The sequence below is a fragment of the Azospirillum sp. P4_B5 genome, assembly GCF_056402275.1.
Genome location: NZ_JBFUHT010000012.1, coordinates 75511 through 97681 on the forward strand (window position 1 = coordinate 75511; position 22171 = coordinate 97681).

The window sequence follows — 22171 nt, forward strand, 5'->3', positions numbered from 1 at the left end:
GGGCGGTTCCTCCTGGTCCTGTCCATCAGTCGGTTTGGGTGCGTGTGGGGGTGCAGTCGCCCTGGTCCGGCCGGCAGGGCAGGATGGCGACGTCCGGCGATGGGTCGGTGGCGCCGGACAGCACGCCCAACTGCCCCAGGGCGCGGGCAACCGTCCGCGCCGCGTAGAGCTGCCCCTCCAGCCCCCAGCGGCTGCCGTTGGGCGCGTAGAGATCGCGCACCCCGCCCGCGGCCAGTGCCGTCAGGCCGGCGGCCAGCGGCACCGCCTGAAGCGTCGGGTCGGCGGCCATGACCTCGTCCACCGCGGACCGGTGGGGTGGGGGGGTGAGCAGGAAATCGGCATAAACCGTCCCCTTGTCCGGCGCGACCAGCAGCAGGAAGCGCGTCACCCCGTTGGACTCCACCGCGTCCTGGATGGCGTGCAGCCCGGCGCGGCGCTCCTCCAACAGACGGCGGTCGGTGCGCCAGGGCTGGAAATCCTCCGCGTGGAAGAGGGTGGTCGTCGCGGCGGCGGAGCTGAACAGTCCCGCATAGGCCAGCGCCCGCTCCTCCACCGGGCCGCCGGTGACGTTCAGCACCGTGCGCGGCAGCGCCTTGACCAGCAGGTCCAGCGCGTGGCCGACCGGCGGCGGGTTCCAGGCCTGGGCGCGGGTGCGCTCCATGGCGCGTGGCTGGCGGTTGAGGGGCTGGACGGCGAGGGGGCGCAACGTAGCCACCGCATGGGGGCGGGGTGTGGTGACGGTGGACAGCGCCAAGCCGCCGATGCGCTCCCCCAACTCGTGTTCGGATAACTGCAGGATCACCACGCGCGGCGGGTGCTCCCGGAAGTCGGGGGAGGCCAGATAGCCGGCCAGCGCCGCGCCGTCCGAAGCCCGAACGCCCACGGTCAGGCCGGTCAGGTTGCGCAGATGGTCGGTCCAGTAACGGCCGTAGCGGCCGTGGCGCTCCTCCGCCTCGGGCCGGGAGAAGCCGTCGCCGAAGACCATAACGTCGTAACCGGCGCCGGGCCGCGCCGCCTCGGCCAGCGGCGGCACGAAGATCGCCTGCGGTGCTTTGGGGCCGAAGCGGTTCTCCGCGTAGCCGCCCAGCTCCGTCAGGTCGCCGTCAGGCGGGTCCAGCGCGAAGGCCAGCGGTAGGACCAGCGCGACGGCGAGGGCCAGCCCGCGCAGAACGATCCTGTCCAACCCGCCCCTCACCGGTCGCCTCACGCCCGGTCCGCGGGGAACCGGAAGCCGGGCAGGCGGAAGGCGGGCTTGTGGAAGACGGACATGCGGCTTTGGGCGAGCGGCGACCCGGCGGAGTCGCCGATCCACAGGCGCAGCGCCTTGGTCGCGCCGATCCACAGCAGGATGGGCAGCAGCGAGAAGAAGCCGAACTTGACGATGGTGATGTTGCCGTCGCGGTACCATTGCAGCGACAGCGGGATGAAGGCGCAGTAGAACAGCACCGCGTAGCGGTTGGTGAAGCCCGACTCCCAGAACCAGCGGTGCAGCCGGCCCAGGATCAGCCCGACCACCACCATGGTGACGATCACGCCGATCCACCCCGCGCTCATCCAGCCGTCCCCGGCCAGCGAGGTGGTCAGGTTGGAGAAGTTGCCGAAATCGTGCAGCGACACCCATTTGATCGGCGCGCCGATGGGCTTGTCCGGCCACAGCATGCGCGGGATCGGCTCGGTGAACAGTTGCAGATACTGGGTGAACCAGGTGTAGGTCCCCGACTGCTGCGGCACCGCCCACAGGATGAAGGCCAGGAAGTCGAAGTTGGCGATGTCCTGGTTCGACACGCTCTCCACGAAGGAGCCCTGGCCGCCCTGGAAGACGCTGAACAGCTTGCCCGGGCTCTCGGTGCCGGCCAGCACGCCGCGCAGGAAGTCGCGGTTGTTGCCCAGCGTGTGGAACAGCAGCAGCACCGGCAGGCCGCAGGCGAGCTGCCACCAGCGGAACCACTTGGTGCGGGTGTGGTAGAGGATCAGCAGCACCATGCCCAGCACGCCCATGATGATCGCCCAGCGCCCCCAGCCCAGATAGGCGCGGTAGCTGACGAAGGCGATGAAGGGGATAAAGGACAGCGGGTGGAAACGGCTGACCCAGATGATGCCCAGCGTCAGCGGCAGGCCCATCGAATGGGCCTCGGCGATGTAGCCGGTGGTGTTGACGTAGACCGGCTGGCCGGTCAGCGGGTCGCGCTCCATCTGCACATCGCCGGTGCCGGTGAAGTCGGCGCCGTCCTGGCGCAGGATCGCCGAATAGATGGCCAGCGGTCCCAGCGCCGCCACCGTCAGGGCGAAGGCGGTGATGTCCAGCCGGTCGAAGGTGAAGGTGGGCGCCCGGCTGAAATCCGGTTTCACCCGCCCGGCCCAGCCGCAGGCGGCGGAGAAGGCGACGAGCGCGACCGAACTGACCGTCAGCGACTTCACGAACTCCGCCGCACTCGGCCAATAGCCCATGAACAGCCAGGCGTTGTCGATGCCGAAGCCATGGACCAGCAGCGGTCGGATCACGAAGACCAGCGTGTGGAAGATCAGATAATAGGTCAGCGGGTGGAACATCGACGCGGTGCCGGTGCTGAGGAACACCACGGCGACCAGGGCCACCACCAGCACCTGCGCGATCAACGCCGTTTCGATCATGCCGGACTCCGCTTGGCCTCGTGAACGCGCGGCACCGCCGGCCACGGCCCGTGGTGACGGCCTGTGGGGCGGTGTCGTCGTGCCGGCCCTCGGGAGCGAGAGCGACACTCCCCGGAAGCAACGCCGCCGGCCCCGGTCGGGTCCCCCCGTCCGGGAGCGCAGACGGCGAGGTCCGCCCGGTCAGGGCTATCCGCGCCACGCCTTCGAGGCACCCCGTCCGCGCTTTTGCTTCATCCGGCCCCCGCCGCCAGTTTCGCTGGGGTGCCGAACGGAGGTGATATGACGCGCCGGATTCCTGGACTCTTCGCGGGCGGGCTGTTGTGGCTGGTCCTCTTCCTGGCTGGCTTCCACCCGTCCCTTGCGGCCGAACCGGCGATCCACGTCTCCCCCCAGGGTGACGACCGCTGGTCCGGGCGGGTTGCCGCCTCCACCCCGGACGGGCGGGACGGCCCGGTCGCCACGCTGGCCCGCGCGGTGGAGGAGGCGCGCAAGCGCGGTCTGCACCTGATCCTGCTGCGCGGCGGCACCCACCGGCTGACCGACACGGTGACGCTGGGGCCGGAGGATTCCGGCCTGCGCATCGCCGCCTTTCCCGGCGAGACCCCGATCCTGTCGGGCGGCGAGGTGGTGACGGGTTTCAAGGCGGAGCGGGATGGCGTCGTCTCCGCCCCGCTGGCGCGGGAACCGGGGCTGGACGTCAGCGCCGGCGGGGTGCGGCTGCGCGCGGCGCAGAGCGGCGCCTTCGACCCGCAGGACCCGATCCGCAGCGGCTGGTTCGTCGCCCAGCAGACCAAGGGCGGCGGCGACAAGCGGCAGTTCCGCTTTCCGCCCGGCACCGTCCAGGCGGCCTGGGCGGTCCCCGGCGTGCGTGTCCAGGCGCTCGACCGCGAGCGGCAGGCCGACGACATCCGCGGCATCGAGCGCATCGACCGCAACGGCACGCTGGTTCTGGACCGCGACGGCTGGTACCCGTTCCGCGACGGCAGCACCTTCCGCCTGCTCGGCCATCCCGATTTCCTGAAATTCCCTGGCCAGTTCGCCTGGAGCGCCAAGGACCGGCGCCTGCTGCTCCGCCCCCACGACCCGGCGGCCTTCGCCCGTGAGGGCGAGGCGGTGGTGGCGCGCACCGCCCCGCTGATCCAGGCGGAGAAGGCGGACTCCATCACCCTCGACGGGTTGTCCTTCGTCGACGTGCCCTACAGCGGCGCCGCCGTGCGGCTGGCCGGCGGCACCGGGCACCGCGTCCTCGACAACCGCTTTTCCGCGGTCGGGACGGGTGTGCTGCTGGTCGGCGTCTCCGACAGTGAGGTGCGCGGCAATCGCCTGGAGCATCTGGGGCGCAGCGGGATCGAACTCACACCCGGCAGCACCGGCAACCGGATCGTCGCCAACACCATCCGCCATGTCGGGGAGGTGAACCTCTACAGCGCCGGCATCATGACCGCTGGGGTGACCCGCACGCGGATCGCCCACAACGACATCCGGCACGCCGCCCGCTACGGCATCTCCATGAAGAACTGGAACCCGGAGACGAAGAACGTCGACAACGTGATCGAGTACAACCGCATCCGCGACGTCGGGCGGGAGACCGCCGACCTCGGCGCCATCGAGACGCTGGGGCGCAGCGACATCGACACCAAGCTGGTCATCCGCTTCAACGACATCCGGGGGACCGGCGGGATCGCCACCGACGCGGCGGGGCGCTGGATGACCCGCTACAAGGGCTTCGGCGTCTATCTGGACGACCTGACCAACGGCGTGCGGGTGGAGGGCAACTTCCTGGAGGACACCGGCTGGGCGTCGGTCTTCATCCATGGCGGCGACGGCAACCGGGTGGAGAACAACATCGCCGTGCTGACCGACGAGCGCGACCGTTTTCTGCGCTTCGAATGGGTGCCCAAGGCGGGGACGGCGGGCTTCCTGCGCGACAACGAGGCCAGCCGCAACCTCATCCACGCCCGCGTTCCGGTGGAGCAGTTGGTGACGGCGCTGACCGGCGGCGAGTACCGGCTGGAGAACAACATCTTCGACCGTCCGGGCCGCGGCCTGCGCGCGCCGGGCGCGTCCATGGAACGGACGCAGGCGCGCTCCGTTCAAGGAGGCAACCTGCCGGACCCCTATTTCATGAACCCAGCGAAAGACGACTACCGCCTGCGCCCGAACTCCCCCGCCCTGAAGATCGGCTTCCAGGAGCTTCCCTGGTCGCGCATCGGTCCGGAAGGGGCGCGCTGAGCCCGTGGACACCCGCATTCCCTCGCCCAACTCTTCTGCCGAGGCGCCGCCGTCCGCCACCGTCGGGCTGGCGCCGCCGCAGCTCGACCTGTCCGCCCTGCCGCCGCGCATCCTTCGCGAGTTGCGCGCCAGCCATGTCGGAGAGACCGTGGCGGTCGCTCTTTACGACGGCGTCGCCGGCGCCACCACCGATCCGGAGGTCCTGCGCTTCGCCGCGTCCCACCGAAGGGTCGAGCGGCGGCACCTGCGGCTGTTCGAGGCGGTCCTGCCGCCGGACAGGCGCAGCGCTCCGTTGGCGTTCTGGCGCTGGTCGGGCCGGTTGATGGGCGGGCTGCCGGCGTGGCTCGGCCCGCCCTATTTCTACGCGGTGGTCGCCGGGGTGGAAGCGTGGGTGGACGGACATTACGCCCGGCAGATCGCCCTGGCGCGGCGGATCGCCCCCGATCCGGACCTGCTGAACCTGCTGGAGGCCTGCCGCCTCGACGAGCGTCTCCATGCCCACGACGCCGCCCGTCTCGACCCGGCACCGCCCTGGACCGCCCGTGCGCTGGCGGGACTGGCGGTGTTCCTGTCCGGTCTGGGGGTGAGGGCGGCGCGCTGGGTGTGACGGTTACTTGCTGCGGATTTCCTGGAGCAGGACGCCGAGCATCTGCTTCAGTTCCAGGTGATTGTCGTTGTGGACCTTGTTCGACGCGGCCAGCGACCCTTCGAGATTTTCGAAATGCTGGTCAATCGACTCGAATTTCTGATCCATGACGTCGAACCGTTGGTCGATCGCCTCGAACCGTTGGTCGATCGCCTCGAACCGTTGGTCGATGGCCTCGAAACGCTGGTCCACCTTTTCGAAGCCCTGCACCATGTCGGTGCGCAGAGACTTCACCTCGGTTTCGAGCGCGGTCAGCCGACGGCCGATGTGGTTACCAAGTTGGTCGATGGCTTCGTTGAACTTGTCTTGGGTCACGTAAGCCATGCGTACCGTCCGTTCCTGCGCGGAAGCCGGCGTGGTGGAGCGTCCGGCCGTCTCAGGGTGAACCGCTTTCGTGTCCCTGTCGATGGATTCTACCGGCGGAACGGCCCTGGCTTGGCTCAAGGGATTGGCTGGGGCTTTCTTGCCGGTGGGGTTCATCGAGTCGGCCGGATTGCGGATGTATGCCCCGATGATGGCGCATCCCGGCACGCGGGTCCAGCCGCCTCATCTGAAAAAGCGATTGACATCGAAGAAATTCCACTCAGGCGCGGTCAGCCCATGGCGCGTTTCGGGCGGACGGCGGTTCCGGCGGCTTCGGGCAGCGGGCCGGCGATGCGGTCGAGCAGCGCGTCCATGCCGCCGTGCCCGGCCTCGTGTGCGGCGCGGGCGCGGGCGTGTGCCTGCTCGGAGGCGAGCGCCAGAGCGTCGCGGTCCTTGGCCCAGAGGCGCAGCGCCGGCAGCACCGCCTGGATGAAGTCCCGGTCCTGCGGGACGAGGCCGGGGCGGGGGATGTCGCTGCCGATGCAGCCGCGGTCGTAGGCCAGCACCGGGACGCCCGCCGCCATCGCCTCGAACAGCACCAGCGGCTGCGCCTCGTTGCGGTAGCGGGTGGGGAAGACGAAGACGTCGATGTCGCGGTAGAAGGCCGCCTTGGCGTCGTCGTCCACTGGCCCGCGGTACTCCACGTCGCCGTCGAAGGCCGCCAGTCCCGCCGCGACCAGTGCGTTGTCCATGCGCCCCAGACCCGGCCCGGCCAGCACCAGAGTGACGTCCACTCCCTCCGACCTCAAGGCGCGCAGCAGGGTGAACAGCGTGTCCAGCCCCTTGTCGGCGCACAGGTTGGACAGGTGGCCGATGCGCAGCGGGCCGGACTTGCCGTGGCGCGGCCGTGGCACCGGCGGGGTGAAGATGGCGTTGGACACGCTCATCGCCGTTTTCGCCGCTGGGTAGAGCGCCTGGAACCGCGCCTGCATGGCCGGGCAGAGCAGCACATGCATGCAGTCCGTGCCGGCGAGACGGGTCAGCAGGCTCATCCGCCAGGTCGGCTTGGAGATGGTGGCGAAGGAATGGTGGTGCAGCGTGCGCTCATAGCCGAACAGCCGCGCCGCGCCGGCCAGCGCCGCCGTGTAGAAGATGCCCAGCCCCGAATCGACGGGCATGTAGAAGCGCCGTTCGGGGATCGTCGCCCCGGCCGCCAGCCGCAAGCCTGCCAGCAGGACGCGCATGGCCTTGGCCGCGTGGTAGCGCAGGCCGCCGCCGTTCCAGCCCGGCGACAGGTCCGCGACCTCCACCGTGGCTTCCACCGGGCCGCGGTTGCGCAGGCGGTCCAGCACCAGGGCGGTGACCCGGCTCATCCCGTCCGTGGGCGGGGGAAGGCGGCCCGAGACGACGATGTGAGGGATGTTGCGGCGGTCGGTCATCAGGCTTCGCTTTCACGGGTGCCCTTTCGGGCGCTTTCGCTGGCACTTTCCGGTGCGGCGGTTTCCAGTACGGACGCCGCCGGACGGGCGCCCAGGCTGTGCAGGGCCTTTTCCACGGCCTCCGCGAAAAAGCCGGCGTCGGCCAGCGCCTGGAAGGGCCGTCCGTTGAGGCTGAGGCGGCGCCATTCCGCCTCGTCCGACGCGACGGACAACATGTGGCGGGCCAGCCCCTCCGGATTGTCGGGCTCGACGATGTGGCCGTTCAGCCCGCTGCGGATCAGCACGTCGCGGGCGCCGCACTGATCGGACAGGATCGTCGGCACGCCCATCGCCAGCGCCTCGTTCACCACCAGCCCGAACTGCTCCTCCAGCGAGGGCAGCAGCAGGCACAGGGTGGAGCCCAGCGTTTCCGCGATGCCCTGTTCCTGAAGGAAGCCGCGGAAGATGATCTGCCCCTCCAGCCCACGCTTCGCGACCTCCGCCCGCAGATCGGTCTCCAGCGGGCCGGAGCCGCAGAGGTGCAGGGGCCGCGCCGCTTCTCCCGCCATCCGGCGGTAGAGGTCGTAGGCCTCGACCGCGCGGAACAGGTTCTTCTTTGGCACGAAACGGGCGATGATCGTGAAGTGCCGCTCGGCGAAGGGCACGCCCTCCGGGGCCGGCGTCATGCCGGACAGCCGGCGCACCCGCTCCAGCGACAGGGTGTCGTAGCCGATGAACAGCCGGTCCTTGGGCAGTCCCAGGAAGCGGTAATAGTCGACGGTGCGGTGGCTGCCCCCGATCGCCGCCTGATAGGGCTTGTAGAGCAGGGACTTCAGCGCCTCGCGCCAGAGGACGCGCGGCTTGTCGTCGAACTTCGAGGCGTTCATGTTGACGACGCGCCGGCCCATCAGCCGCATCGTCACCGCCAGGGCGAAGACGTCCGGCTCCTCGTAATGGCACAGGAAGACGTGGCTGGCCCCCGCCGCCCGGCATTCGCGCAGCAGGGCGCGGTAGACCTGGAAGGACGGGATGTCCGCCTTGGAGCGCCCGGGGAACAGCGTGACCTTGCGGAAATGCTGCCCCTCCCCGGTGGAGTCCCAGGCGTAGGTGTGGGACTTCGACCCGACCTCCAGACCGACCACGTCATAGAGATGGCCGAGCCGTCGCCCGACCGCCTCCAGCCGGTCCATGTGGTAGGGGCCGAACATCTCCCAGGAAAAGACCAGGGCGGGCTTCGTCATGCGGCGTCGTCTCCCAGCAGCAGCGCGGCGTATTGCGCCAGGACGGCGCTGCGGCTGGCGTTGCCCTCCACCCAGGCGCGGCCCCGGCGGCCCATGGAGGCGCTCCGGGGGGGATCGTTCAGAAGCTCGGCCACAGCCTGCGCCATCGCTTCCGGCGCGTCGGGCGGGGTGCGCAGGAAGGCGTCGATCTCCGTCCCCAGCCGGTCGAGCGCCGAACCCGGCAGGCAGGTGCAGACGAAGGGCCGCCCGGCGGCCAGGATGGTCACCGCCTTGCCCGGCATGGCGAAGGCCGCCCCCTCCGGTCGCTGCGGCACCAGATGCACGTCGCCCTCGGCCAGTCCCTCGGCGAGCCGGTCGGAGGCGATCAGCGGCGCGAACTCCACATTGGGCAGCGCCATCGCCTTGGCCTGAGCCTTCAGTTCCTCCTCCAGCCCGCCCTGGCCGCGCAGCAGGACGCGGGCGTCGGGGCGCAGCGCGTGGAGGTGGCGGGCCATCTCCAGCACCTGGTCCAGCCCCTGCTTGCGGGCGAAGGCGCCGCTGTAGAGGACGGTCGGCGGCTGGCCCTCCGGCCGGGGCAGGGGGCGGACGGCGTCGGCGTCGACGTGGGGCGGGATCACCGTGATCGGCCGCCGCACGCCGAGGTCGCGCAGCACGTCGGCCATCGCCTCCGACAGCACGACGATGCCGTCGGCGCGGTTCAGCGCGGTGCGCTCCACCGCCTGGATGGCTTTCAGAGCGGCTCCGCCGCCCATGCCCAGCGCGCCGGCGAGGCCGGACTGGATGTCGTGCACGATGGCGATGTGCCGCCCGCCCGGCGCCCGGAAGCGGTCGGCGACGGCGACGCTGAAGATGGAGGGGCACAGCGACAGCACCGCCCTGTGCCGCCCGACGCGCCCGCGGGCGCGGGCCGCCAGGAAGCCGGCGTGAAGCACCCCCTCGTGGATCAGCCGGGCCTTCATGCCGCCGCCCTTCGGCGGGATGGTGGGCAGCCGCTCGATGCGGACGCCGTTCACGGTGCGGCGGTCCTCGGCCCCGTCGGCGTAGCCGTCGTAGATGGCCTGGCCCGGATAGTTGGGGCGGGCGGTCAGAACCGTCATGTCCGTTCCCGCCGCGGCGAAGGCGGTGGCGAGGTCGGTCATCATCGGCGCGCTGCCGGCGGGTTCCGGCCAATAGCTCATCGCCACCAGCAGGACCGATGGCGGCAGGGCGGCCGGAGCCACTGTCCGGGTGCGCAGCGGTGTGGAGTCATCGGGCATGGGCGGTCACTCCGCGGCTTCGCCAGTGGCGGCGGGCCGGGGAGCCGGCGGGGCGGCGTTCTCCAGGAACCAGCCGTAGGTGCGGCTTAGCCCCTCCTCCAGCCCGACCTTGGGCCGCCAGCCGGTGGCGAACAGGCGCGACACGTCCATCAGCTTGCGCGGGTGGCCGTCCGGCTTGCTCAAATCCTGGGTCAGCGCCCCCTCGTAGCCGACCACCCCGCGGATCAGCCGGGCCAGATCGCCGATGGCGATGTCCTCGCCGGGGCCGACGTTGATGATGTCCTCGCCGTCGTAGCGCTCCATCAGATGCAGGCAGGCGTCGGCCATGTCGTCCACATAGAGGAACTCGCGCCGTGGCGTGCCGGTGCCCCACAGGGTGACGCTGGGCGCCCGCTCCATCTTCGCGTCGTGGAAGCGCCGGATCATGCCGGGGATGGCGTGGGAGCCCTCCGGGTCGAAATGGTCGCCGGGGCCGTAGAGGTTCGACGGCATGGCGCAGATGGCGTTGAAGCCGTATTGCCGCCGGTAGGCCTGGCACTGGGTGATGCCGGCGATCTTGGCGATGGCGTAGGGCTTGTTGGTCGGCTCCGGCGGACCGGTCAACAGCGCCTCCTCCTTCAGCGGCTGCTCCGCGAATTTCGGGTAGAGGCAGGAGGAGCCGAGGAACAGCAGCTTCCTCACCCCCGCCCGCCAGGCCGCGTCGATGACGTTGGTCTGGATCAACAGGTTGTCGCGGATGAAGTCGCCGCCGAACCGCTCGTTCGCCAGGATGCCGCCGACCTTGGCCGCGGCCAGGATCACGTAATCGATCTTCTCCCGGTCGAAGAAGGCGCGCACCGCGGCTTGGTCGGTCAGGTCCAGCTCGTCGCGGCCGCGCAGCACGAGATCGTCGTAGCCGTCCTCCACCAGACGGCGGACGATGGCCGAACCGACGAGGCCGCGGTGCCCCGCGACGAAGATGCGGCTGTTTCGCTCCATGGGTCTCGGTTCCCTTATTCGGCGGCGCTGGCGATCGGGGCGTCGCCGTCGCGGCTGCGGGCGGCGTACCAGTCCACCACGCCGGGCAGACCGTCCTTCAGCGGGATGCGCGGCGTGTAGCCGAGCGCGGAGAGGCGGGCGATGTCGGGGCTGCGCCGCTGGGTGCCGCCGGGGGSGGGCGGCCCGATCCGGATGTCGGCCACCCGCCCCAGCACGCCGACGATCTGCCGGGCGAGTTCGGCGATGGAGATCTCCTCCGGGTTGCCGACATGGTAGATGCCGAGATGCTCGCCGCGCTCGATCACCGTCATGATGCCGTCCACCGCGTCGTCGACGTGGACGAAGGCGCGGGTCTGGGTGCCGTCGCCCTGGATGGGGAAGGGCACGAGAACCTCCGGGCTGCGGTCGATGGCATCCACGGCGCGGCGCACGAACTCCGGCACCACATGCTCCCACCCCATATCGGGGCCGTAGACGTTGTGCGGGCGGAAGACGGCGACGCGGTCGAAGCCGGTGCGGCCCCAGTTGACCGCCAGAAGCTCCGAGATCAGCTTCGACCCGCCGTAGCTGTAGCGCGGGTTCAGCACGTCCGGCACGACCAGCGGGATGTCCTCCGGGGTCGGCACCATCGGCGGGGTCTGGTAGGCCTCGGAGGAGGAGGCGACGACCAGATCGCCCACCCCGTTCGACCGGCAGGCGTCCAGCACGTTCAGCATGCCGCGCACGCCGACGTCCAGCACCACCTCCGGCTTCTCGTAGAAATGCTTGGTGCCGTTGACGGCGGCCAGATGCAGCACGCCGTCGACGCCGCGCACCGCCTTGTCCACCGCCGCCGGGTCGCGGATGTCGCCCGACACGAACTCGACCGCGTCCACCGCGTCGCCCAGGCGGCGCGGGTGGCCGCGGGAGTTGTCGTCGAGAACGCGCACGCGGTGTCCGTCGCGCACCAGCCGGCGCACCAGGGCGGCGCCGATGAAGCCGCTGCCCCCGGTGACGAGGTAATGTTTCGGCATTGGTCTTTTCCCTCAGGCAGCGGCGTCAAGCGACATGGGCGAAGCGGGCGGCGCCGTGGCTGCCCAGCGCCACGTAGGCCGTGCCCTCCGGCAGGTCCACCTCGCGGCTGTTGAAGTTGTTCCAGAAGTCGTAGATGACCCCCGGCCGGTCCATGCGGCGCGCCAGATCCGGCAGCGGCATGGAGGTGAAGACCGGGTGGTTGTTCAGGATGACGGCGAGGTTGGCGCCATCCACCGCCTCGGCCATGCTGTTGGCGGGCTCCAGCCCGAAGCCGCGGATGTCGTCCGCCGCCACCACCGCGTCGAAGCCGCGCCAGCGCGCCTTGGGGAAGCGGGTGCGCAACTCCTCGAACAGCGGCTTGGCCATGGTGCCGCGCAAGTCGTCGGTTGCTGGGCGGCCCTTGAAGGCGAGGCCCATCAGGCTGATGGTCGGCTCCTGTGGGAAGCCCTGCATCGAGCCGGTCAACCGCTCCAGGAAGTGCGACACCTCGAGCGGCTGGCTTTCGTTGATGCGGCGCCCGGCGGCGGTGATGTCCATCTCCACCCCGAACTCGCGGGCGGATTCGATCAGGATGTGCGGGTCCTTCTCCAGGCAGGGACCGCCGACCGGGCCGGGCAGCGGAAGCTGCGTGCGCGGGTAGCCGAGCTTGCCCGCCCGCGACACCTCCAGCGCCGACACCTCCATGGCGTTGCACAGCCGGGCGATCTCGTTGGCGAAGGCGAAGGTGACGTCGCGGTAGGTGTTGTCCACCAGCTTGATCATCTCCGCCGTTTCCAGCGTCGAGACCTTGACCGTCGTCGGAGTCAGCATGCCGAAGATCTGCGAGGCGCGGGCCGCCACCTCGACGCTTTCCGCGCCGATGATCTGGGGAAGCTGGTTCAGTTCGATCAGCGCCTGCCCCTCAAGCGTGCGCTCCGGGCAGAAGGCGATGTCGAAACGCTTGCCGGTGCGGCGCAGGATCGGCGCCACGACCTCGCGGGTCGTTCCCAGCTTCACGGTGGAGCGCAGGATGACGAGATCGCCGTCGTGGATGCAGTCGGCAACCTGGCGGGTCGCCGCCTCGATCATGTCGGTGCGCACGCGGCCGTCGCGGTCGAGCGGGGTGCCGACGGTGATGATGAAGACGGAGCAATCCCGGCTGTTTTCCGGCTTGCGGCCGAAGGTGAAGCGCCCGCGCTCCATCACGCGCCGCAGCGTCTCGGCAAGGCCCGGCTCATGGAAGTGGGGGATGCCGTGGGCCAGCTTGTCCAGCACCTCGTCCCGGACTTCCACGCCGTGCACCTGGAACCCCGCGTCCGCCATGGCGACGCCCAGCGTCAGCCCGACATAGCCGAGACCGAGCACGCAGACGTTCCGGTCGGGAAAGGACTTTGGGAGCATAGTCTTTCGATCCTGCTAGTGATTGGAGCATGCATCCAAAGGCGCCGCCATCCGCCACCCGCGCCATGCGCAATCCGAACGTCTTGCAACGCGGCATTGTTCCGGCCGTTCGGGGTGGCGTGAAATGACTATGCCGTTGATCGGGCATTGTTTTGTTCGTGGTACCCCGGACCGGCGGCAAGGGTGCGTCCGGTCGGCGTCCTTCGGGATTCGGGATGAGGCGGGCGGGTCATGCCGCCGCCATGATCAGCCGGCGCAACCGCGACGGGCGCACCAGCCCGGTGAGCAGCGCCGCCAGCGCGTAGACCGCGACCAGAACGCTGCCGCCGATCAGCAGCGCCGGCAGGGGATGAGCGGGAGCCATCAGGTCCGGCAGCGCGTGGGTCAATCCCATGGTGACCCCCATGGCGAGCGCGCCGCACAGCGCCGCCCGCGCGGCGATTCCGAGGTAAAGCTGACCGACCGCCCGCCGGTGCTGCCAGGCGAGGCCGGTCATGGCGGTCAGCTCGGCGACGATGGTGGCGGCGGCGGAGCCCTCGATCCCATAGCGCGGGATCAGGATGAGGTTCAGCGCCGCATTGGTCAGGCCGCCGATCAGGATGGCGGTCATGTAGCCGGTCTGCCGGTGCCAGACGAGCAGCGGGTTGCCCATCGTCAGGTTGATGTGGACGATGGCGACCGCGATCATCAGCAGGCGCAGCGTGTCGACGGCCGGCGCGTAGGCCGGGCCGAAGACGGTGCCCAGGATGGCCGGCGCCAGGGTGAAGCCGCCCGCTGCGATCAGCGCGCCGATGGACAATGTGGTGGCGGCGTAGTCGCGCATCCGTGCCCGCATCGCCTCGCGGTCGCCATAGGCGGCGGCGAGCTGCGGCATGAAGGCGCTGAGGATGATGTTCCCCGCGGTCAGCGACAGCACCAGCAGCTTGGTCACCGCGGCGTACCAGCCGACCTCCGTCTGCGGCGCCATGAAGCCCAGCATCACCAGGTCGAGGTGGGAGAACAGCGCCCAGGCGAAGACGCTGACCGCCATCGGGGCGGAGGTCTTCAGGATGTCCCGCCACTTGGCGAGGTCCACCCGCGGCCGCGGCATCCGGAAATCGCGGCTGAAGCGGACCAGCATCAGGGCGGCGTTGATGACGAAGGAAACGGCGGTGATGCCGGCGGCGACGGCCAGATCGTCCGGCCCGTGCACCAGCGCCAGCACGGCGACCATGTTGCCGAGCGAGGTGCCGATCTCGCGCACCGCGATGACGCTCATCCGCTCCGTCGCCTGATAGACGAAGTCGAGCAGCAGCGCGTTGCCCAGCAACTGCACCGCCTGGACCAGCAGCACCGCCTTGACCAGCGCCGATTTATCGAGCTGGAGCACGAACAGGGCGTAGAGCCCGCCGACCAGCACGGCCAGCAGCATCCGCAGCGTCAGCACATGGTCCGCCAAATCGGTGGCCTTTTCCCGGTCGCGGGCGATCTCGCGCACCGCGTAGGTGGACAGGCCCAGATTCACGAACAGCGCCGCGTAGGCCAGCATCGAGGTGCCGAAACCCAGCACGCCGAACCCGTCCGGTCCGAGCGCGCGCGCTGTCCAGGCCGTGGTGATCAGCCCGCTCAGCAGCGTGGCGACGCGGGCCAGCCCCAGCGCGCGGATGTTCAGGAAAATGCGTCGTCCGGCGGTCATCGGGTCTTTTCGGGTGTGTGGGCGTGTCGTGTCGGAGCCCCCCTCCCGACCTCCCCCCGCTTCGCAGGGGGAGGAGAAGAGCCCTCCCCTGCGAAAGCGGGGGAGGGTTGGGTGGGGGCCCGAAGCAGTGGCTTCTCTCAAGCGCCGCCGTCAGTTCGCGTAGTAGCGGCGGTAGCCGTGGTAGCGCCCGCTGTCCGGGAACTCGTATTGGGCGTGGCGGCGGATATCGACCTGGGAGAACAGGACGCCGACCACCTCGCCGCCCGCCTCGACGATCTCCTTGAGCCCGGCCATGGCGGTCTCCCGCTTGGTCTTGCCCCAATGCACGATGAAGACCGTCTGGTCGGCCAACGCCGCCAGCAGCTTGCCCTCCGACACCGCCAGCACCGGCGGGCTGTCCAGGATCACCCGGTCATACTCCAGCGCCAGCCGCGAGATGAGCTGGTGCATCCGGCTGGAGCCCAGCATGTCCTGCGGCAGGGCGGAGCCGCGGCCCGACGCGATGAAATGCAGGCCGGTGCGCGGGTCGGTCTGGATCACCTCGTTCGGCGCGCATTCGCCGGACAGCACCTCGTACAGGCCGTGCCGGTTCTCCAGCCCCAGCATCGGGTGCAGCCCCTTTCGGCGCATGTCGCAGTCCAGGATGATCGTCTTCTGGCCGGCGTTGGCGCAGATGCGGGCGAAGGCCGCGGCGATCGAACTCTTGCCCTCGCCGGGGACGGAGGAGCTGAACAGGATCACCCGCTGGTGCCCGTCGGGGTTGGCGAGCAGCAGCGTGGTGCGCAGGTTCTGCATCGCCTCGGCGAAGGCCGACATCGGCTTGTCGATGGCGTAGGCGGCGGGCGAGGTGCCGCGGCGGCGCCGTCCGATGGCCGGGACGATGCCCAGCGAGCGCACGCCGGTCACCGATTCGAACTGGTGCGGGCTGCGGAAGCCGCGCTCCGACTGCTCGCGCAGCATCGCCAGCAGAACGCCCAGCGTGGCCGAGGCGATCAGGGCCAGCAGCACGATCATCTTCTTGTCGGGCTGCGACGGGTTGAGGGGGATCGCCGCCTCCGACACGATGCGGGCGTCGGGCTGCTGGATCTCGGTCTGGCCAGCGATCTCCTGGAAGCGGGTCAGCATCGCCTCGTACATGGTCTGCGAGGTCTCGGCGTCGCGCTCCAGCGTGCGCAGGGTCACGTTGGATTCCTGCTGCTGGTTGCGCTGGGCCTGGAGCTGGTCGAGGTTGGTCTTCAGGGCGGCCTCGCGCCCGCGCTCGACCTCCACCTCGTTGCTCAGGTTCTGGACGATGCGGCCCACGTCGGCCTTGATCTGGCCTTGCAGGTCGCGCAGCTCGCTCTGCAGCGCGGTTAGCGTCGGGTGGCGGGCGCCGTACTTGTTGGCGGCGTCGGCGATCTTGCGCTGAAGCTCGACCTCCTGCTGGCGCAGCGCCTGGATCAGGGGGGAGCCGAGCACGTCGCCGATGGCCGACACGCCGCGCGGGCTCTGTGCCAGGGTGGTCACCTCGCGCAGCTTGGCCTCCGCCTCCTGCCGCTTGGTGCGGGCCAGGACGTAGCTGGTGTTCAGCTCGGCCAGCTGCTGGGCGATCAGGGTGGATTCGCCGTTGGCGCTGGTCAGGCCGCTTTCGGCGCGGTACTTCTCCGCCGCCTCGCCGGTCGTCTTGGCCTCGCGGCGCAGCTCGGTGATGCGCTCCTCCAGCCAGGCGGTGGCGCGCTTGGCCGCCTTGAACTTCTCGTCGAGCTGGTCGACGAGGTACATCTCGCCGATGGTGTTGGCGATGAGGGAGGCCTTGCGCGGGTCCTCGCTGTCGAAATCCACGGCGATGACGTAGGAGCGGCCCTGCGGGCGCACCGCCAGATTTTCAATGAAGCTGTTGACGACCGAGGTCCTCTCGTTGGCTGTCTTCTCCTCCGGGCTCAGCGTGATCTCGGGCCGGTCGCCGCGGGCGCTGTTCCACCAGGAGTCGGGCACCCAGTTCTTCGGGTTCAGATAATAGAACCAGTTCGTTTGCTCGGGCCGCAGCGCCGCGTTGAACTCCGGATCGTTCATCAGGCCGAGCTTGTCCACCACCTTCTCCGCGAAGGCGGGAGATTTCAGGATCGCCACCTCGCTCTGCAGGGCGCCCAGCTCGGTCGAGAGGCCGGAGACGACCTCCTGGTAGTTCATCACCTGGTTCTTGCGGTGCTCCACCATGATCAGGGTCTGGGCGGTGTAGAGCGGCGTCATGCGCAGGGCGACGAGACCCGCGATTCCCGTCCCCAGCACGATCACCGTCCCGATCAACAGCTTGTGGCGCAGCAGCATGCCGGTGGTGCGGCGCACCGCGCTGGCCGCCGCGGTGGACAGGTCGAACGAGAGCGGTGCCGAAACCGGTGCCGCCTGCCGCCGCTGGGGTTGATCCTGAATGTCCTGGGTGGCCAAAGCGGGTTCCTCCTCGCATGCCGAACGGCACCCCGTTCGGGGCGTTACGATTGCCTAGAACGCCATCGACCGTCCGGCCGTTTCATGCTGCCCGGAGGGCATATGGTGGGGAAGACACGCTCATTGGGTACCCTCCCCGGAGGTGCCATTGGGTAGACCGGTCCTTTGGGTGGACCGGGGAAGCCCCTTTGCGGATAATGGTCATAGTCGATCGAAGGGGGCCGGGCATGCTGCCGCAACATGTTGGAAAGATTGACGCTGCCTGGGCCGGTGCGTTTCCGGCGCTGTCCGCCCTGGAGCCCGACGCGCAGGCCGTCCTGCGCACGCAGGGGGCACGGATGGCGGTGCCGCGCGGCACGGTGCTGTTCCGCATCGGCAGCCTGTGCCACAATTTTCTCATGCTGCTGGACGGCACGGTGCGGGTCCAGATGACCGCCGAGACCGGGCGGGAGATCGTTCTCTACCGCGTCGGGGCGGGCGAGACCTGCATCCTGACCACCGCCTGCCTGATGACGCGCGCCGACTACAGCGCCGAGGGGGTGGCCGAAACCGACCTGGACGCCATCGCGCTCGGGGCCGGGGCCTTCCACGAGCTGCTGGCACGGTCCGCGCTGTTTCGCGACTTCGTTTTCGCCTCCTTCGGCACGCGCCTGCTCGGCATGATGATGCTGGTGGAGGAGGTGGCCTTCGGGCGCATCGACCTGCGGCTGGCCCGCTTCCTGGTCGACCACCGCGACGCGCGCGGCGGGCTGGACACCACCCACCAGACGCTGGCCGTCGAGCTGGGCACGGCGCGCGAGGTGGTCAGCCGCCAGTTGAAGGAATTCGAGCGGCGCGGCTTCGTGGAGCTGTCGCGCGGGCGCGTCGGGGTGCGCGATCCCGACGCGCTGCTGGCGCTGGAGCGCACGGACGGCGTGTGACGGAGTCACAGACCGGCGGGCGGAAAGGGTCTTGGATGGGCGCACCAACCGCCCACTTCAATTCCCAAGGTGCACCCATGCCCGTCAACGTCGGCACCATCGACCGCGCGCTGCGCGCCATCGTCGGTCTCGTCCTGATCGCCCTCGTCTTCGTCGGCCCGCAGACCCCCTGGGGCTGGATCGGCCTCGTCCCGCTGCTGACCGCGGTGGTCGGCTTCTGCCCGGCCTATACCCTGTTCGGTGTCAGGACCTGCTCCGTCAGGAAGTGAACCGCCCCGCGGCAAAGAAAAAGGCCCCTCTCCGCAAGGACAGGGGCCTTTTCTCTGTCACGGTCCGGCGACCGGCATCACCCCCGCGGGGCGTGCTTGTTCAGGATGCGCTGCAGGGTGCGGCGGTGCATCTTCAGCCGGCGGGCGGTCTCGGAGACGTTGCGGTCGCACTGCTCGAACACGCGCTGGATGTGCTCCCACCGCACGCGGTCGGCGGACATCGGGTTTTCCGGCGGGGAGGGCAGCGGGCGGCCGTCGGCCAGCAGGGCGGATTCCACGGCGTCGGCGTCCGCCGGCTTCGGCAGATAGTCCACCGCGCCGGCCTTCACCGCGGCGACCGCCGTGGCGATGTTGCCGTAGCCGGTCAGCATGACGATGCGGGCATCGGGGCGGGCGTCGCGCAGGGTCTTGACCACGTCCAGGCCGCTGCCGTCGGCCAGCCGCAGGTCGACCACCGCGAAGGCCGGCGCCGATTCCTGGGCGACGTCGATGCCGAGCTGCACGCTGTCCACGGCCACCACGTTGAAACCGCGCTTTTCCATGGCGCGCGCGAGGCGGGTTCGGAACGGCGCGTCGTCGTCGACGATGAGGAGGCTGCGGGTAACGTCACCGGTGAACGTCAGCTTGGCGGTTTCGCCCGTTGGACTCTCGTCCGTGGTCATCGCGCTATCCACCACTAGTCCTCTGGTTCTAAGACACCACGGTCCCAACGTACGACAACTCGCGCGCCGCCGCTACGGTTATTGCTAAAGGCTACAAGGGCACCTGTTTTCTCTAGCAGCGTTTGTGCAATAAAGATTCCCAGCCCCATATGGCCCGACCGCTCGCTTCTTGCCGACAGGTAGGGCTCGCCGATGCGGCTCAGCAGATGGGCAGGATAGCCCGGACCGTCGTCCATCACCACGACGGTCGCGGACTTCGCGTCCCAGGAGGCGGCGACCGTCACGCGCCCATCGGCGAACTGGTGGGCGTTCTGGATGAAGTTGCCCAGGCCATGAATGATCTCCGGGCTGCGGCGGACGATCGGCTCCTCCCCCACGGAGCCGTCGCTGCGCTCGACCGCGAACTGGATGTGGCCCAGCCGGTGCGGGGCGCCCGCCGCCTCCACCAGCGCGGTCAGCGGCAGCCGCTCGAACGGGTCGCCGCCGTCCGCCTCCGGCTTGCGGGCCAGCTCCGCCAGGATTTCGCGGCAGCGCATCACCTGGCTTTGCAGCAGCGCCACGTCCTCGGTGAAGGGGCTGTCCGGCGGCATGTCGTGCAGAAGCTCCTTCGCCACCACCGCGATGGTGCCGAGCGGCGACCCCAGTTCATGCGCGGCGGCGGCGGCCAACGCGCCCAGCGAGGACAGCCGCTGCTCGCGCGCCAGGGCCACCTGCGAGGCCGACAGGGCGTTGGCGAAGCGCCGCGCCTCCTCGGCCACGCGGAAGACGTAGCCGCTGATGAAGCCGGCCGACACCGACAGCGACAGCCAGATGCCGAAGGCGTAGAGCGGGGCGACCGAGGGCATCGGCTCCGGCCAGGGCAGCGGGAAGTGCCACAGCGCCAGCACCGTCAGGCAGACGAGGTTGAGGCCGGTCAGCAGAACCACGCTGTAGCGCGACAGGATCGCCGCGGCCACCGTCATCGGGGCCAGCAGCAGGATGGCGAAGGGGTTGGCGAGGCCGCCGGTCAGATACAGCAGCAGCGTGAGCTGCAGCATGTCGTAGCCGAGATAGAGCGCGGCGTCCCGGTCGGCCAGCCGCAGCCGCCCGCCGCGCTGGGCCATCGCCACGAGGTTCAGCAGGACCGAGGCGCCGATGGCCGCCAGCACCGGCCCCAGCGGCAAGGGGAAGCCCATGACGAGCTGCACCGTCGCCACGGTGGCGAGCTGCCCGATCACCGCGATCCAGCGGATCAGGATCAGGGTGCGCAGCGTGACGCGGCCGTCCAGGTTGGTCCACTGGGCCGGACCCGGCCGGCCGGCGTGGGTCATGGCGTGGCGGAGGGACGAGGCGGCGGTCACGGTCATGGGCGGGCTTTCCAGCAAGGGCCGCTGTCGCCGCGGCTTCGTATCGGGGCGCTTGGCCGATTTGTCGGTGCTGTTTTGCCACTCTGGCGTTTGCGCGCCAAGCGGCCATATTCTCCGCCTATGGATCAATGCGCAAAACAGCACGCCATCCGGGCCGAGAACCTGACCAAACGCTACGGCACCGCCCGGTCCGGCGAGGTCACCGCCGTTGATGGCATCTCCTTCACCGTTGCGGCGGGGTCGGTCACCGGGCTTCTCGGCGGCAACGGGGCCGGGAAGACGACGACCATCTCCATGCTGCTCGGGCTTTTGCTGCCGACCTCCGGCACGGTGGAGGTGCTGGGGGTGGACATGGTGCGCCACCGCCACGCGGCGCTGCCCCGCATGAACTTCTCCTCGCCCTATGTGGAGCTGCCGCACCGGCTGACCGTGCGGGAGAACCTGACCGTCTACGGTCACCTCTACGGTCTGAAGGGGGTGAAGCGGCGGGTGGAGGAACTGGCCGAGCATCTGGAACTGACCCGTTTCCTGGAGCGTCCCTCCGGCGGGCTGTCGGCGGGGCAGAAGACGCGGGTGGCGCTGGCCAAGGCGCTGCTCAACCGGCCGGAGCTTCTGCTGCTGGACGAGCCGACCGCCTCGCTCGACCCCGACACGGCGGACTGGATCCGCACCTATCTGGAGCGCTACCGCCTGGAGTCCGGGGCCACCATCCTGCTCGCCTCCCACAACATGCTGGAGGTGGAGCGGCTGTGCGACGACGTGCTGGTGATGCGCCAGGGGCGGATCGTCGACCGCGGGTCGCCGTCGGGGCTGCTGGCCCGCTATGGACGGACCTCGCTGGAGGACGTGTTTCTCGACATCGCCCGCGACCGCGCCAATGGTGAGGATGCCAGTCGGGACTCCCGGCGGGAGGCCGCCGATGCTGCCGAGTGACGCCGCTGTGATGGTTCACCCGAATCCGGCCCTCTCCCTCCGCCGGGTCGGGGCGATGGTGCTGCGCTACTGGTATCTGCTGCGCGGGTCCTGGCCGCGCTTCCTGGAGCTGGCCTACTGGCCGACCATGCAGATGATTCTGTGGGGCTACATCAACCAGTTCATGGCGACCTCCAGCGCCTGGGTGGCGCAGGGGGCGGGGGTGCTGGTCAGCGCGGTGCTGCTGTGGGACGTGCTGTTCCGCGGCCAGCTCGGCGTGTCGGTGTCCTTCCTGGAGGAGATGTGGTCGCGCAACCTCGGCCACCTGTTCGTCAGCCCGTTGCGTCCGAGCGAATGGGTGGCGGCGCTGTTCGGGATGAGCCTGATCCGCACGGTCATCGGCGTCGTCCCGGCGGCGCTGCTGGCGATTCCGCTGTTCGGCTACTCGCTGTTCGACCTCGGGCTGCCGCTGGCCGGCTTCTTCGCCAACCTGATCGTCTTCGGCTGGTCGCTGGGGCTGGTCATCGTGGCGCTGATCCTGCGCTACGGCATGGGTGCGGAAGGGCTGGCCTGGATCGTCGTCTTCATGCTGGCCCCGGTCAGCGCCGTCTACTACCCGGTCAGCGTCCTGCCGGACTGGCTGCAATGGGTCGCCCTGTCGCTGCCGTCCGCCCACGTCTTCGAGGGGATGCGGGCCATCCTGTTCGACGGCACCATGCGCTGGGACCATCTGGCCTGGGCGGTGGGGCTGAACGCCCTGTTCATGGGGCTGTGCAGCGCCGCCTTCCTCTACTCCTTCCATCAGGCGCGGGTGCGCGGGGCGCTGCTGCAGACAGGCGAGTGACAAAAGGCGCCGGCCCTCGC

At 69.8% G+C, this 22171-nt stretch carries 19 protein-coding genes; 6 read left to right on the forward strand and 13 right to left on the reverse strand.

Annotated features, from left to right (window positions below; genetic code table 11):
- Positions 1-25: 25 nt before the first annotated feature.
- Positions 26-1183 (reverse strand): alginate O-acetyltransferase AlgX-related protein, encoded by a 1158-nt coding sequence (locus tag AC1DVI_RS11845; protein ID WP_476958136.1) that lies wholly within the window; start codon positions 1181-1183, stop codon positions 26-28.
- Between the two features lie 20 nt (positions 1184-1203).
- Positions 1204-2631 carry a hypothetical protein gene (locus AC1DVI_RS11850; RefSeq protein ID WP_476958137.1) on the reverse strand — a complete coding sequence of 476 codons (1428 nt, stop codon included), beginning with the start codon at positions 2629-2631 and terminating at the stop codon, positions 1204-1206.
- A 279-nt stretch (positions 2632-2910) separates the two neighbouring features.
- On the opposite strand from AC1DVI_RS11850, the gene AC1DVI_RS11855 reads away from it, so the two are divergent.
- Both AC1DVI_RS11855 and AC1DVI_RS11860 read left to right on the forward strand, forming a co-directional pair.
- Positions 2911-4863, forward strand: a complete 1953-nt coding sequence (locus tag AC1DVI_RS11855) for a right-handed parallel beta-helix repeat-containing protein (protein ID WP_476958138.1) — start codon at positions 2911-2913, stop codon at positions 4861-4863.
- A gap of 4 nt (positions 4864-4867) precedes the next feature.
- The gene (locus tag AC1DVI_RS11860) at positions 4868-5470 is read left to right on the forward strand and encodes a demethoxyubiquinone hydroxylase family protein (RefSeq protein WP_476958139.1); all 603 of its coding nucleotides are present in this window, start codon (positions 4868-4870) and stop codon (positions 5468-5470) included.
- Positions 5471-5473: 3 nt separating this feature from the next.
- Here AC1DVI_RS11860 and AC1DVI_RS11865 read toward each other — a convergent pair whose 3' ends face one another.
- The 9 genes from AC1DVI_RS11865 to AC1DVI_RS11905 form a co-directional block, all read right to left on the reverse strand.
- On the reverse strand, positions 5474-6040 hold the full coding sequence (locus AC1DVI_RS11865; RefSeq protein WP_476958140.1) for a hypothetical protein: 567 nt from the start codon (positions 6038-6040) through the stop codon (positions 5474-5476).
- Between the two features lie 62 nt (positions 6041-6102).
- Positions 6103-7251, reverse strand: coding sequence for a glycosyltransferase family 4 protein (locus AC1DVI_RS11870; RefSeq protein ID WP_476958141.1), 1149 nt, complete (start codon positions 7249-7251; stop codon positions 6103-6105).
- Complete coding sequence (locus tag AC1DVI_RS11875; protein ID WP_476958142.1) at positions 7251-8471, reverse strand: glycosyltransferase; 1221 nt, start codon at positions 8469-8471, stop codon at positions 7251-7253. The genes AC1DVI_RS11870 and AC1DVI_RS11875 overlap by 1 nt, the downstream gene beginning before the upstream one ends.
- Complete coding sequence (locus AC1DVI_RS11880) at positions 8468-9727, reverse strand: glycosyltransferase family 4 protein (protein ID WP_476958143.1); 1260 nt, start codon at positions 9725-9727, stop codon at positions 8468-8470. Before AC1DVI_RS11880 ends, AC1DVI_RS11875 begins: the two co-directional genes overlap by 4 nt.
- A gap of 6 nt (positions 9728-9733) precedes the next feature.
- Positions 9734-10705, reverse strand: coding sequence for a GDP-L-fucose synthase family protein (locus tag AC1DVI_RS11885; protein WP_476958144.1), 972 nt, complete (start codon positions 10703-10705; stop codon positions 9734-9736).
- A gap of 14 nt (positions 10706-10719) precedes the next feature.
- Positions 10720-11718: an NAD-dependent epimerase/dehydratase family protein gene (locus AC1DVI_RS11890; protein ID WP_476958145.1), complete on the reverse strand. Its 999-nt coding sequence runs from the start codon at positions 11716-11718 to the stop codon at positions 10720-10722.
- A 25-nt stretch (positions 11719-11743) separates the two neighbouring features.
- The gene (locus AC1DVI_RS11895; protein WP_149164163.1) at positions 11744-13099 is read right to left on the reverse strand and encodes a nucleotide sugar dehydrogenase; all 1356 of its coding nucleotides are present in this window, start codon (positions 13097-13099) and stop codon (positions 11744-11746) included.
- Between the two features lie 229 nt (positions 13100-13328).
- Complete coding sequence (locus AC1DVI_RS11900; RefSeq protein WP_476958146.1) at positions 13329-14774, reverse strand: flippase; 1446 nt, start codon at positions 14772-14774, stop codon at positions 13329-13331.
- A gap of 150 nt (positions 14775-14924) precedes the next feature.
- On the reverse strand, positions 14925-17198 hold the full coding sequence (locus AC1DVI_RS11905; protein ID WP_476958147.1) for a GNVR domain-containing protein: 2274 nt from the start codon (positions 17196-17198) through the stop codon (positions 14925-14927).
- A gap of 227 nt (positions 17199-17425) precedes the next feature.
- Between AC1DVI_RS11905 and AC1DVI_RS11910 the strand changes: the two genes are divergently transcribed.
- On the forward strand, positions 17426-18118 hold the full coding sequence (locus AC1DVI_RS11910; RefSeq protein WP_149164166.1) for a Crp/Fnr family transcriptional regulator: 693 nt from the start codon (positions 17426-17428) through the stop codon (positions 18116-18118).
- Between the two features lie 77 nt (positions 18119-18195).
- On the forward strand, positions 18196-18387 hold the full coding sequence (locus AC1DVI_RS11915; protein WP_145625410.1) for a YgaP family membrane protein: 192 nt from the start codon (positions 18196-18198) through the stop codon (positions 18385-18387).
- Between the two features lie 77 nt (positions 18388-18464).
- On the opposite strand, the gene AC1DVI_RS11920 is transcribed toward AC1DVI_RS11915, so the two are convergent.
- The gene (locus AC1DVI_RS11920) at positions 18465-19049 is read right to left on the reverse strand and encodes an ActR/PrrA/RegA family redox response regulator transcription factor (protein ID WP_014239303.1); all 585 of its coding nucleotides are present in this window, start codon (positions 19047-19049) and stop codon (positions 18465-18467) included.
- 14 nt (positions 19050-19063) lie between these two features.
- Positions 19064-20395, reverse strand: coding sequence for an ActS/PrrB/RegB family redox-sensitive histidine kinase (locus AC1DVI_RS11925; protein ID WP_476958148.1), 1332 nt, complete (start codon positions 20393-20395; stop codon positions 19064-19066).
- A 120-nt stretch (positions 20396-20515) separates the two neighbouring features.
- Between AC1DVI_RS11925 and AC1DVI_RS11930 the strand changes: the two genes are divergently transcribed.
- Together AC1DVI_RS11930 and AC1DVI_RS11935 are read left to right on the forward strand one after the other, a co-directional pair.
- Positions 20516-21328, forward strand: coding sequence for an ABC transporter ATP-binding protein (locus AC1DVI_RS11930; protein ID WP_476958149.1), 813 nt, complete (start codon positions 20516-20518; stop codon positions 21326-21328).
- Entirely contained in the window at positions 21315-22151 is an 837-nt protein-coding gene (locus tag AC1DVI_RS11935; protein WP_476958150.1) for an ABC transporter permease, read from the forward strand. Before AC1DVI_RS11930 ends, AC1DVI_RS11935 begins: the two co-directional genes overlap by 14 nt.
- Positions 22152-22171: the final 20 nt, after the last annotated feature.